Source organism: Clostridium sulfidigenes, from assembly GCF_000732635.1.
Taxonomy (GTDB): Bacteria; Bacillota; Clostridia; order Clostridiales; family Clostridiaceae; genus Clostridium_J; species Clostridium_J sulfidigenes.
Genome location: NZ_JPMD01000038.1, coordinates 63320 through 76958 on the forward strand (window position 1 = coordinate 63320; position 13639 = coordinate 76958).

A 13639-nucleotide genomic window follows, 5' to 3' on the forward strand; every position below is an offset into this window, starting at 1 on the left:
AAATGTATATTCACATTTTTAATTAATGGATGTAGAGTAAAAATTCCAGGATTAATAAGACATTCAGCAATCCATTATTTCCAAACACAACTCTAAATTTTAACAATTTTATACTATAGAATCTAGGAGAGATAGCATGAAAGTAATCAGATTTATATTTGAAGCATTACTTCCAGGAATAATATCTGTAGGTATTGCAATACAATTTCAATGGTCGTGGCCAATTATGTTAATATTATATATAGCACTTAGTGGTATTGCGCATTTTATTATTTTGAGATTTAAAAGTAAAGAAGCGGTAAAAGAGGCTAGCGTTAAAAAATATATGATTTATTCAATAATACTTATATTATTGGGCATAATTGGTATTGTTGTAGGGTTTATTGGAGGAGATAAACAGATTACATTGATTGTTGGTATTGCATTATTTTCAGTAGGTGCTTCATTGATATTTGCAAAATACATTAATTATTTTGTAAATATTATTCTAATGAAAATGAATAGAAATTAATATTATTTTAGACTGAGGAATAAAATAGTTATAGGAATTAAAATATTTCTTATAATTTTTGATGTAATATTTTTTATATGTCTACAAAAATTGTTAAATTATTGTACAGAAAAGGATATAAAAATATAAGTAAGAAAAAACATGAGGAGATATTCAAAAAAATATTTAATTATGGTGGATTATATTGCATAATAGTAAGTATCTTGGATATTTTTATTGGTAATAATACAATTGTTTTGATATTACTATATTTTGTTTTTCCAGCAATAGGGTTAGCATAAGCTGAAATTAAAAAGAAGAGTATTTTGATTAATGAAAAAGAACCTATTACAGAGTGATTATACACATTCTATAATAGGCTCTTTTTAATTCAGAGCAGGAGCCTACCTTCTTCTACAGACTTCATTATAAAGTGAAACTAAAGTTTTAATGTGAACTTCCTCGTCCTTTACTATTCTTTCAAGTATTTCCCTAACTTTTTCATCTTTAATTAATTTTATAGTTTCTTTATATTGTCTAATGGTAGCTTTTTCACCGTCTATATCTTCACGAAGCATGGAGGCTAGATTTGAGCCATATTCAATAAATTTAGGTGACCAATGTCCTTTATTAATTTCAAATCTAGGATTTCCACCAAGAGCTATGATAAGCTTCCCCAAGATTTCTAGGTGCTCCAGTTCTACCCTAGCTATGTCCTTTAAGCAATGGGATACATCTTCAAATTTCTCAGACATAGCTAGGCTGTGATATATATATTGATTTACAGAAGTAAGTTCTGAAATAGCACCAGCGTAGTTAATTTGTATTAAGTGTAAATAAGATTTATTTTTATCCTTGCAACCTATTTCTGGATAAGGTAAATCTGCTTTATATATATTATTAGCTTCCATAGCGTATCTCCTTAAAAATTTTTACCATATATAATATGGGGATGAATATATTTTAGTGAGAGTTATTAATTACGTAACTAAACCCGGTGGGACTAAATTATTGATCCTGCTAGGTTTTAAAATACTTTTTAAACTTTTAATTATTCTTAAAAGTCAAATATATATAAATGTAGTTTTTATCTAAAAGGCTTAATCCTAGTTGTATAAAAGATTTAAATGGAGTTGAATATCGTAAATGTGGAAGACAAGAAGCTAAGAATAAGGGAAGGAGTATAAGGAAAATGGCAAAGGGAAGTTAATGGGAGTATGCCTTGACTATTCTTATATGGAAGTAATATACTTAACTTATAAAATTATACTTTTTAATAAAAAACATATTTAAATTTATAAGAGTTGGTAAATTAAAATCCATAACAGACAGATGTGGGGTTTAGCAATTTAGATCTAGTAATCGAATCTCATATAAATTTAAGTCATGCCATGGTAAAAATTCAACTTAAGCTGTAACTTAAATTTATGTACTATTTTTAACTGACAACATTGAAATTAAGCCAACTTAAATTATAAAATACATAAAAGGGGAGACTTCAGATGAAAATTAACAAAAAAATTATATATCCAATAGCTCTTATAGGTATATATATGGTGTATTTCTTTTTCTTAGTAAAATACTTATATAATAATAATTTACTTATAGGTGTTAATAGTATTACTAAAGTAAATATTGGAATACAATTATTAGGTGATTTTCTAGCTAACTTACTTATTGTAATAGTTATTATATCAATTATGCTTAGAAAAAAACAATCATTAAATATAACTGGAACAACGAGAAATGGCAAGATAGTTGCTTGTATTTTATTTGCAATTTATATAGGAATATTTTTTATCAAAGGTGATTTCTCACTAGCAGGTATATATAAACCATTCTTTTTTCTAATTGTTGTAGGATTTTCAGAAGAATTTATTTTTAGGGGATACTTATTTACCGAGTTGGATAAAGAGCTACCTACATATTTAGCCATAATAATCAGTGGGATGATGTGGGGTGCTATGCATGCTACAATTCCAATTATTACAAATAACTATTCAGGTATTCAATCTTTCAGTGCTATTATCTCAACATTTGGAGGATATACTGCGGCTGGAGCAATATTTGCTTTATTATATAAAAAGAGTAATTCTTTGATAGTTCCTATTTTAGTACATGCACTATTAGATTTTTATCCTGTATTGATGAATAAGATATAACTATTATCGTGAAAAGTTCGTAGTGTAAACATATTCACTCTATAAGTTTAACTAATAAATAGTACGAACATACATAAATTATTTTTAAAATATAATATTGCCAAATGAACTATTGATATAGCTTATTATATAGAAAGGAAGAAAATTATTATGAAAAAAGTGAGTCTAAGATTACTATCAATTTTCTTTATACTAGGTATATTATTAACTGGATGTAAGAAAGAGGAGCGTTCAATTGAATTCTCTGATAAAAGTTTAGAACAATCACCTGAGAAGAGAAAAATCATGCAAGAGTATTTGAAGGAGAATTATAGTTCTATAGATTTAGAGGATGAAAGTGAATTTAAATATTTAGCCATTATGGATTCAGATATAGAGGGAAAGGAAATCTTTTTTACTGCAGAGCTTCATGGAACTAAGGCTAATGAACAGTTAAACACGAAATTATTAAAATATTTCAAAGAAAAATCAGATTTTAAATATTATTTATGTGAACTTTCCTATAGTGATACTTATTTCATAAATAAGTATTTAGATACTGGGGATATAAAAATATTAGAAGAGATATATAAGCCACTAAAAGGAACCTTTGCATGGAATAAGGATGGTTATAACCATTGGAAGAAGTTATATGAGTATAATAGTACTCTTCCTAAAGAGAGTAGAATAGAGGTTATAGGTGTGGATATAGAACATCAACCAATCAATGCCTATAGGTTTTTAGTAGATGTTTTACCTGATAAAGAAGCACCTAAAGAAATAAAAGCAGTAATAGATAAGATTAAAAGTACATTTAATGATTTAGATAAATTTGATGAAACTTTTGCTCAATGTTCAAAGGAATTGCAAAAGGATATAGAAAATAAGGAAGATATATACAAAGAGTATTTTGGAGAAAAATTCACTAGTTTTAACCTTGTAAATTTGAACGTATTAAATCAAATAGAAGCTTATAAGCATAAGGATGATCATGTTGATTGGGATAATACTAGAGATAAAATGATATATGAAAATTTTCAAACTCTTCAGAAGGAATTACCTAGGGGTAAGTATTATGGACAATGGGGACTTAACCATACATTTCAAAGTAAAGAAAAAGATAAGATGTGGTTTGCTGCATATTTAAATTCAGATGACTCAATATTTAAAGATAAGCTTTTGACAGTGATATATAATTATGACAATTGTGAGAGAATGGGTAAATCAGGAGATAGTGGCTATACCACCAATGAGCTCCATGTTGTTTATCCACAAATCAAGGAAACTAATGATTTATTAGAAGGCAATTTAAATATTTATAAATTAACGGGTAAGGATTCACCTTTTTCTGAAACACCAATGTATTATACTTATAATGGAGAAGAACTAGAAGCAAACATGCTAGATTTTTTTCAATATATAGTTTGTGTAAGAGACTCTAAAGCAACAGAGCCACTTAATGATGAGTATAATTAATTGATAATGACTTTAATTATAATTTCTAAGGCTATTAAAATAAAATTTTAGCTGAATTGACAAAAAAATTTAAACATGTAATAATTAAAAAAACATGTTAAAACAGTTCCGAAAGGGAGTTAAGTATGGATTTAATAAAGTTATTAGAGGAAAATCCTATAATAGCAGCAGTTAAGAATGAGAGTGAACTAGATATAGTACTAGATTCAGATGTTCAGGTAATATTTGTCCTATTTGGTGATATACTTAATATTAAAGAAATAAGTGAAAAGATAAATTCTAAAAATAAGATAGGTATAGTTCATATTGATTTAGTAGATGGTATTACTAATAGAGAAGTTGGAATAAAGTACTTAAAAAAAGAAACTCAATTTAAAGGTGTAATAAGTACAAAACCTCAGGTAATTAAATATGCCAAGGCTTATGACTTATTAGCAATACAGAGAGTATTTATCTTTGATACTCTTTCACTAAATAATGCAATAAAGCATCTAGGAGATGCCTGTGATGCTATAGAGATATTACCAGGGGTTATACCAAAGGTTATAGAAAAACTTGCAGAAAAGTCTAATAAACCTATAGTCGCTGGAGGACTTATTGAAAGTAAGGAAGAAATAATTACAGCTTTAAAATCAGGAGCAACCTGTGTATCCACTACAAAAGAAGAAATTTGGGCTATGTAGGCTAAGAGTGATGAGAGAGGCTACATAAGACTAGAATGCTAGTTTTATGTGCCTTTTTATTATTGATAAGGATGATTTTATCCGATGACTACCAGCTCTAATACTCTCACCTTCTTCAAAGTGTGAGTAAAGAGCTGTTACGTCCCTGGATAACGATTTCTAAGCTTCAGAGGGAGTAAAGACTCCCTCTCAAGCAAAGAATTCTGTTTATACATAGATATTTAAGTAATTTATGGATGGAGGATTAAAATGGCAGATTATATAATTGCATTAGATCAAGGAACTACAAGTTCTAGAGCTATAATTTTTGATAAGGAACAAAACATATTAGGGGTGAGTCAAAAGGAATTTACACAAATATATCCTAAAGAAGGATGGGTAGAACATGATCCTATGGAGATATGGAGCAGTCAGTACTCTATGCTTCAAGAGGTTATGGCAAAGTGTAATATATCACAAAAGGATGTAGCTGCTATTGGAATAACTAATCAGAGGGAAACTACTATTGTATGGGATAAAAACACAGGGATGCCAATATATAATGCAATTGTATGGCAATGTAGAAGAACAGCTCATATATGTGATGAGTTAGTAAATCAAGGATTTAGTGAATATATAAAAGAAAATACAGGATTATTAATTGATGCATATTTTTCTGGAACAAAGATTAAATGGATTTTAGATAATGTGGATGGAGCTAGAGAAAAGGCTGAAAGAGGAGACCTTTTATTTGGAACTGTAGATACTTGGCTAGTATGGAAACTTACCAATGGAAGAGTTCATGTTACAGATTATACCAATGCTTCAAGGACTATGCTATATAACATTAAGGAATTAAAATGGGATGAAACAATATTAGATATATTACAGATTCCTAAATCTATGTTACCTGAAGTTAAAAATTCCTCAGAGGTATATGGTCATACTAACTTAGGTGGAAATGGGGGTATTAGAGTTCCGATAGCTGGAATAGCAGGAGATCAACAGGCAGCTTTATTTGGTCAGGCGTGTTTTGAAAAGGGAAGTGCTAAAAATACTTATGGTACAGGATGTTTCTTATTAATGAATACCGGTGATGAGATAATTAAAAGTAAAAATGGATTAATAACTACTATTGCCATAGGGATAGATGGAAAAGTTCAGTATGCTCTTGAAGGTTCTGTTTTTGTTGGAGGAGCAGTTATCCAATGGCTTCGAGATGAATTAAGAATGATAACTGATGCTGTGGATACCGAGTACTTTGCTAATAAGGTAGAGGATAATGGGGGAGTATATGTAGTTCCTGCTTTTGTAGGACTTGGAGCACCATACTGGGACATGTATGCAAGGGGAGCTATCTTTGGATTAACCCGTGGAGCTAATAGAAATCATATTATAAGAGCCGCCTTAGAGTCTATAGCCTATCAATCAAAGGCTGTTATTGATGCCATGTCTGAAGATGCTGGCTATAGAATTGAAAAGCTAAAGGTAGATGGAGGAGCAAGTAGAAATGGATTTTTGATGCAATTCCAATCAGATATTATATGTCAAGAAGTTACTAGACCAATAATATCTGAAACTACGGCCTTAGGGGCTGCATATTTAGCTGGTCTTGCAGTAGGTTTTTGGAAGAGTAAAGAAGAAATTGCAGAGAAGTGGTTTGCTAGTAAGACTTACACGCCAAACTGCGATAAAGAGACTTCAGAGAAACTTTATGCTGGATGGGAAAAGGCTGTGGCAAGAACTAGACAATGGGAAGAAGATTAGTTAAATTTATTTTATGGAGGTAGGCTATGGAAATTAAGATAAAGAAATTTAATGAATTAACCACAGAAGAGTTGTATAAGATTTTAAGAGTAAGGAATGAAGTATTCGTAGTAGAACAAACTTGTATTTATCAAGATTGTGATAATAAAGACTATAATTCATATCACTTGTATGTAGAAGAAGGAAATGAAGTAGTAGGATATTTGCGAATAGTTAATAAGGGAATCTCTTATGATGAGATATCTATTGGAAGGGTATTAGTTAAGGAGACTCATAGAAACAAAGGTCTAAGTAGAAAAATCATGTTAGAAGCTATTAAGTTTATAGAAGAGAAACTTAATTCTACTGAAATTAGATTATCTGGCCAAGTTTATATAAAAGGATTTTATGAAAGTCTTGGGTTTAAACAAGTATCAGAAGAATACTTAGAAGATGATATCCCTCACGTAGAAATGTTATATAAAAAATAGATTATCCCTTTAAGTTTAATAACTAAGAGCAGTTTCATGGACACTTTTTTTAAAAAGTGATATACTATTAATATAAATGAAATATTAGTGCTGATAAGAGATTTAGAGACAAGCACAAAATAAGGAGTTATATCCTTGTTTTGGCTTGTCTTTTTTTGCGATTAAAGGAGGAAATTTTAATGTATGATATAGCTATAATAGGTGCTGGAGTAATTGGAGCTTCAATATTTAGAGAACTTATGAGATATGATTTAAAGGTAGCAATAATAGATAAGGAAAATGATGTTTCCATGGGGACAACTAAGGCAAATTCAGCCATTGTCCATGCAGGCTATGATCCTAAGGTAGGAACTTTAATGGCAAAGTATAACCTTAAGGGTAATGAGATGTTTGAAGAAATTTGTAATGAGTTATCAGTACCCTTTAAGAGAAATGGTTCTTTAGTAATTGGATTTGATGAAGAAGATATGGAAACTATAAAAGAGTTATATGACAATGGAAATAAAGTTGGTGTTAAGGGACTACAAATTTTAAATAGAGATGAAGTCCTGGAAAAAGAGGTTAATTTAAGTGATAAGGTTATGGGTGCACTATATGCACCAACAGGAGGAATTGTTGGTCCCTTTGAATATACAATAGCTCTTGTGGAAAATGGAGTAGAAAATGGTGGAGAGGTTAAATTAAATAGACAAGTAATTGGTATAGAAAAGAAAGAACATTTTATTATAAATACAGCTGAAGGTGAAGTTATAGAAAGCAAATATGTTATTAATGCAGCAGGAGTCTATGCTGATAAAATACACAATTTAGTATGTAAAGAAGCCTTTAAGATAAATCCTATTAAGGGAGAATATTTTGTTATGGACAAGAGCCAAGGTGATGTAGTTAGTCACACCATATTTCAATGTCCTTCTAAACTTGGGAAGGGTATATTAGTGACACCTACAGTTCATGGAAATTTGTTAGTAGGTCCAGATGCAGAAAGTGTAGAGGATAAAGATAATGTTGCAACTACAGCTGAAAACTTAGAGTTTATTAAAAATACTGCTGTGAGAACCACAGATAAAATTAATTATAGAGAGAGTATAAGAAATTTTGCAGGACTTAGAGCAAATCCAGATTGTGGAGATTTTATTGTAGGAGAAGCTAAGGACGTAAAGGGCTTTATAGATGCAGCAGGAATGAAATCACCAGGTTTGTCTTCAGCACCAGCGGTGGCTTTAGATGTGGTAGAAATTCTAAAAAATTCCGGACTTAAGGCTGAGCTAAAAAAACAATTTTAAAAATACTAGAAAGCAAATTAACTTCATGGAATTATCTAGTGAAAAAAAGGCAGAACTTATAAAAAAGGATAGTCGATATGGAAAGATAATCTGCAGATGTGAAAGTATAACAGAAGGTGAAATTATAGATAGTATAAAGAGATCCTTTGGAAAAGTAACCCTAGATGGAGTAAAGAGAAGATGTAGACCGGGTATGGGAAGATGCCAAGGTGGCTTCTGTGGTCCTAGAGTTCAAGAAATAATTGCAAGAGAATTAAAGGTTCCAATGGAAGATATAGTTCAAGAAAGCGATGGCTCATATATTTTAATTGGAAGAACTAAGTAGGAGGAAACATTTATGTATGATTTAATAGTAATAGGTGGAGGTCCAGCGGGACTTGCAGCAGCTTATGAAGCTTATAATAATGGAGTAGAAAAAATACTAATAGTAGAGAGAGATAGAGAACTTGGAGGAATATTAAATCAATGTATTCATAATGGCTTTGGACTTCATACTTTTAAAGAAGAGCTTACAGGGCCTGAATATGCTGAAAGATTTATCCATATGATAAGTGATACTAGGGTTGAAGTTAAGCTTAATACCATGGTATTAGAAATAAAAGAAAATAAAGAGATTCATATGATTAATGAGGAAAATGGGTATTTAATACTAAAGGGAAAAGCTATCATTCTTGCTATGGGATGTAGAGAAAGAACTAGAGGAGCTATAAATATGCCAGGGGATAGACCTTCAGGAGTGTTTACAGCAGGAGCTGCTCAAAGATATATCAATATGGAAGGATATATGCCAGGAAAGGAAGTTGTGATTCTAGGATCAGGGGATATAGGTCTTATTATGGCAAGAAGAATGACTTTAGAAGGTGCAAAGGTTAAGGCTGTAGTAGAGCTTATGCCTTATTCTAATGGACTTAATAGAAATATTGTTCAGTGCCTAAATGATTATGATATTCCCCTTTATTTATCACATACCGTAACTAAAGTTGTAGGTAGAAAGAGATTAGAAAAGGTGGTAATTGCTAAAGTAGATGAAAACAAAAAGCCAATAAAAGGTTCTGAAATTGAGTTTCATTGCGATACTTTATTATTATCTGTAGGACTAATACCAGAAAATGAGTTATCTTCTAAGGCTGGTATTGATAAGGATAGAAGAACAAATGGACTTATAGTGAATGAAAGCATGGAAACTTCTGTAGAAGGAATATTTGCCTGTGGAAATGTAGTACATGTTCATGATTTAGTAGACTTTGTTAGTGCAGAATCTAAGCATGCTGGATTTTGTGCTGCCAAATATATTAAAGGTAAAGATGACAAGGGGAGTTATGTAAATATAATAAATGGTGAAAGAATTAATTATACAGTTCCTCAAAGATTAAATGTAGAGGCTATAGAAGATAAACTAACTGTATTTATGAGAGTAAATAATATATATCATAATAAGAGGCTTGTGGTTAGATGTGGTGATGATATAATCGCTAGCTTTAAAAGAAATCACTTAGCACCATCGGAAATGGAAAAGATTTTACTTAGCAAAACTCAATTAGAAAAGATTACAGGAGATATAATAATTTCTCTAGAGGATGGTGAATAATATGATAAAAGAATTAATTTGTATAAGTTGTCCTATGGGATGTCATCTAAAGGTAAATACTGAAACAAAAGAGGTTACAGGAAACACTTGCAAAAGAGGTGAAATTTACGGGATAAATGAAGTAACTAATCCTGTAAGAGTTATAACTACCACAGTAAAAGTTAAAGATGGTGAGCTCCCTGTTATACCAGTAAAAACAAAAACACCTATTCCTAAAGAGTTAAATTTTAAAGCTATGGAAGTATTAAATTCTATAGAGATAGAGGCTCCAATTTCTATGGGAGATATCATAGTGAAGGACATTCTAGGCACTGGAGTAGATGTGGTGGCTACTAGAAACTTAAAGAAGAACATAGAGTAGGATAGTAAATATATTTTAAAAATAATATAGATTTAGAATAATAATTTATAGGTTGGAATAATATATTTACAATGAAGCATTTTTAAGGTAGGAGTTTATGGCACAGAGAAGAATTATTGAAAGTTATGGAAGAGATCTAGGTTTTACTATAGATCAGTTATGTAGACTTATAGGTTCCTATAAAATCTTAGTTGATACAGCAAGCAGTGTAAACTGCATTACCATTGCTAATAAAAGGGACATTAAAGATGCCCTCAAAAGAGCACAGGAAGTTGGTTGCTTAATAGATGAACTTATAGATGTTTTAGATTGTAGTATATGTACCTGGGGCAACTATATGAAATTAAAAACTGAGTATATAAACTCTAGATTAGATTTATGCCTCATAGAAACCGAAGTAGAAGAAGAAATCAGATTACAATCAGGACCATAATTATATAAAACATGGTATAAAGTAATTGAAAAGATGTTAATATATATATTAACATCTTTTAATTTTATCCGATGACTACTAGTCTTGGATAAGGATTTGACCTAAAGGACAACGAATTCTAAGTATCAAAAATACTGACACTAAGAATTCTGTTAGTAAAGCTTCAAAGAAGCTAGAAATTCTGTTTATAATGAAAGTGGGGAAACTTTATGTGGTATGATTACTTTGACTCTATTATAGGAACTATATATGTGGTTATGGATGAAAAGGGCGTAGTGAAGATAGAGCTTTTTCAAGATGGATGGGAAGAATACTATAACCTTAATAAGGGAAGTTTAGAGCATAATAAAGAGAGGTGCTTAAGGGCTATAACTCAATTAAAGGAATATTTTAATGGTGAAAGGGAAGATTTTAACTTACCATTGTCAGTAAGGACTACAGAATTTAGAAATAAAGTTTGGCAGGAACTTATAAATATACCCTATGGAGAAACTAGAAGTTACAGCGATATTGCTATAGCAATTGGAAATCCTAAAGGTGTAAGAGCTATAGGTGGAGCCAATAGAGCAAATGAATTTCCTATAATAATTCCATGTCACAGAGTAATTGGAAAGAGTGGAAAATTAGTAGGATATGCAGGAAATCATACGGATATAAAAAGTAAGCTTTTAGAATTTGAAAAAAATAATAAAGATAATTTATTAAAAAAAACTCATTAATTTACCAGTCATAAATAATTGTATATTTACACAAAATAGGCTAAAGGATATTTTTAGCCTATTTTTTATTTTAAATAAGACCGTAAGTCGTTTTTGTGTTAGGTTCTTTGCTAGGAGGATATATATGAAAAAGTTTTTTTTATATGGAATTATAATTTTAACTATATTAGTTACTTTTGTTAGTAATACAAAAGTATTTGCAGAGGATATAGAAGAGAATAATGAAGTTAATTACAATATTACAATGAAACAAGATATTCTAACTTTAATGATGGCATATCCGGAGTTCATAACTGGAGTTGAAAAAAGTGAAGAAGGAAAGGTATTTGTAATAACAGCTTCAGGAAAGAAAATACTATATGATGATAAAGAATCTAAGGACTTTAACGGAAAAATGGATAATGCAGATCTTCAAGATATACTAGAAGATATATATCCTCTTACTATGCCTGATAAACTTTTAGATATAAATAGAGATCCAGGTAGATTTAGAAATTATATTCTTTTAAATGAAGTTTATGGAGGTAGTGAAAGAGAAGTATCATCTAACCTTATAAGTGTTCCTGCACCCTATAAAAACTATCAATTTAATAAAAATAATGGAGCTGCAGAAAGTTTAAAGAAGGCTATGGAGGAGTTAAAACAATTATCATTAGGTAATGGAGCTGTATCATCCCTTTTAAATCCTATTAATGGAACTTTTAATTATAGAGTTATATCAGGTACAGGAAAGCTGAGTCCTCATGCCTATGGAATAGCTATTGATATTAATAGTAATCCTAGTGATTATTGGAAGTGGGCATCTAGAGATGCTGGAGAAAAGAGGATGTTATCCTATCCTAAGGAACTAGTAGATACTTTTGAAAAAAATAACTTTGTATGGGGTGGAAAATGGGGTCATTTTGATATTCTTCATTTTGAATATAGACCAGAGGTATTAATAAAGGCAAAATACTTTGGAGAAACCTTTAAGGAAGATATGGATTGGTTTGGTGAAGTACCAAGGGATAAAAAAATAGATAATTATATTAACATTATTGAAGGAACTTTAAATTAATAATTAACTAAAGAGCTAAAATGAGGAGGACCTTTATGAACATTATAAGATCCATAAAAAAGATACTTACATGGAAGTTGATATTTGGAATATTACTAGCTATTATTATTGCAAATATTTTTTTTTCTAGAGCCAATGCTGAAGATGTAGATGAAGAAGTAAAGCTAGAAATTAAGAACTTCATTGAAGAAACTATTGCAAAGCGTAATAGAGCCATTGTAACTGGAGAAGAGGAAAGCATTAAGTCCGTTTATGACATGGGAACTAAGTATGGTACGTGGGCCTATGAAAATGAAGAGAAAAAGATGATTTATCTTCACAATTGGGAACAGAAACAAGGGGTTAAAATTACAGAAATACTTCCTAAGGTAGTTGTAAATCGTATAAGTGAAAAGGATAATGGATTCAAAGTTAACTTTACATGTTCTACAGAATATAGGTATGTTTATGAAGATAGACCAGAAGAGGTCAATGCAGCTAGAATAGGGACTTATCATGTGCTTACTTTAATAAATAAAGGAGACAATTTCTTGATAAATAAGGAGTGGTATACAGATCCATTTGCAGATTCTTTAAATCTAGAAAAATTAAAAGTAGATGATGTAAAAGAATTTATTTTAGCTCAAGAACCTAAAGATTTTTCAAATTTAGATGAAAGAAGGAAAGCATCTGTAGAATATGCCAATAAATATTGTGGAGCAGCTACTGAAGAAGAATTTGGTTATAAATACAATAAAGATTATAGAAATTTTAATCCAGAAGGTGGAGATTGTGCTAACTTTGCTTCACAGATATTGCATGAAGGTGGTAAATTTAAGAAAAATTCATCATGGAATTATTCTAAAGGAGAAGCTACAGCATCTTGGGTAAATGCGGATAAATTTAAGAGTTATTGGGTATATAGTGGAAGAGCTTCAGTAATAGCTCATGGAACCTATGATAAGGTATATAAAGCCTCCTATCAGCTTATGCCAGGAGATTTTGTTGCTTATGAAAAAAAAGGTGATATTAAACATATATCTACTGTAACCAATGCAGATTCTAGAGGTTATGCTTTAGTTACTTGTCATAATACTGATAGAAATGATGTACCTTGGGATTTGGGTTGGAGTGATAAAAATATTAAATTTTGGCTTATAAGAGTTCATTATTAAAAATATTTAATTAACCTTATTAGGATACATAGCATACC

The 13639-nt window shown here is 30.4% G+C and carries 13 protein-coding genes and 1 pseudogene; 13 read left to right on the forward strand and 1 reads right to left on the reverse strand.

Going from position 1 to position 13639, the window contains the following annotated elements; all coding sequences use genetic code 11:
• Window positions 1-136 precede the first annotated feature (136 nt).
• Window positions 137-511 (forward strand): hypothetical protein, encoded by a 375-nt coding sequence (locus tag IO99_RS14695; RefSeq protein WP_035134752.1) that lies wholly within the window; start codon window positions 137-139, stop codon window positions 509-511.
• 383 nt (window positions 512-894) lie between these two features.
• Here the strand turns inward: IO99_RS14695 and IO99_RS14700 are convergent, their stop codons facing one another.
• The gene (locus IO99_RS14700; RefSeq protein ID WP_051824170.1) at window positions 895-1401 is read right to left on the reverse strand and encodes a ferritin-like domain-containing protein; all 507 of its coding nucleotides are present in this window, start codon (window positions 1399-1401) and stop codon (window positions 895-897) included.
• A 591-nt stretch (window positions 1402-1992) separates the two neighbouring features.
• On the opposite strand from IO99_RS14700, the gene IO99_RS14705 reads away from it, so the two are divergent.
• The 12 genes and pseudogenes from IO99_RS14705 to IO99_RS14760 all read left to right on the forward strand — a co-directional run bounded on the left by IO99_RS14705 (window position 1993) and on the right by IO99_RS14760 (window position 13601).
• Entirely contained in the window at window positions 1993-2652 is a 660-nt protein-coding gene (locus IO99_RS14705) for a CPBP family intramembrane glutamic endopeptidase (RefSeq protein ID WP_035134754.1), read from the forward strand.
• A 150-nt stretch (window positions 2653-2802) separates the two neighbouring features.
• Complete coding sequence (locus IO99_RS14710; RefSeq protein WP_035134756.1) at window positions 2803-4107, forward strand: erythromycin esterase family protein; 1305 nt, start codon at window positions 2803-2805, stop codon at window positions 4105-4107.
• A 125-nt stretch (window positions 4108-4232) separates the two neighbouring features.
• Window positions 4233-4790 carry a glycerol-3-phosphate responsive antiterminator gene (locus IO99_RS14715; RefSeq protein WP_035134759.1) on the forward strand — a complete coding sequence of 186 codons (558 nt, stop codon included), beginning with the start codon at window positions 4233-4235 and terminating at the stop codon, window positions 4788-4790.
• Between the two features lie 249 nt (window positions 4791-5039).
• Window positions 5040-6536 (forward strand): glycerol kinase GlpK, encoded by a 1497-nt coding sequence (gene glpK / locus IO99_RS14720; protein WP_035134761.1) that lies wholly within the window; start codon window positions 5040-5042, stop codon window positions 6534-6536.
• Window positions 6537-6562: 26 nt separating this feature from the next.
• Window positions 6563-7006: a GNAT family N-acetyltransferase gene (locus IO99_RS14725; RefSeq protein WP_035134763.1), complete on the forward strand. Its 444-nt coding sequence runs from the start codon at window positions 6563-6565 to the stop codon at window positions 7004-7006.
• 179 nt (window positions 7007-7185) lie between these two features.
• Window positions 7186-8614, forward strand: a pseudogene (locus tag IO99_RS14730) (FAD-dependent oxidoreductase).
• Between the two features lie 12 nt (window positions 8615-8626).
• A complete protein-coding gene (locus tag IO99_RS14735; protein ID WP_035134765.1) occupies window positions 8627-9877 on the forward strand; it encodes an NAD(P)/FAD-dependent oxidoreductase in 1251 nt (416 codons plus the stop codon).
• 1 nt (window position 9878) lies between these two features.
• Window positions 9879-10238 (forward strand): DUF1667 domain-containing protein, encoded by a 360-nt coding sequence (locus IO99_RS14740; protein WP_035134767.1) that lies wholly within the window; start codon window positions 9879-9881, stop codon window positions 10236-10238.
• 97 nt (window positions 10239-10335) lie between these two features.
• On the forward strand, window positions 10336-10671 hold the full coding sequence (locus tag IO99_RS14745) for a hypothetical protein (protein WP_035134769.1): 336 nt from the start codon (window positions 10336-10338) through the stop codon (window positions 10669-10671).
• A gap of 209 nt (window positions 10672-10880) precedes the next feature.
• Window positions 10881-11390, forward strand: coding sequence for a methylated-DNA--[protein]-cysteine S-methyltransferase (locus IO99_RS14750; protein WP_035134771.1), 510 nt, complete (start codon window positions 10881-10883; stop codon window positions 11388-11390).
• Between the two features lie 124 nt (window positions 11391-11514).
• Entirely contained in the window at window positions 11515-12447 is a 933-nt protein-coding gene (locus IO99_RS14755) for a M15 family metallopeptidase (protein ID WP_035134773.1), read from the forward strand.
• 35 nt (window positions 12448-12482) lie between these two features.
• Window positions 12483-13601, forward strand: coding sequence for an amidase domain-containing protein (locus IO99_RS14760; protein ID WP_035134775.1), 1119 nt, complete (start codon window positions 12483-12485; stop codon window positions 13599-13601).
• The last annotated feature ends 38 nt before the right edge of the window (window positions 13602-13639 follow it).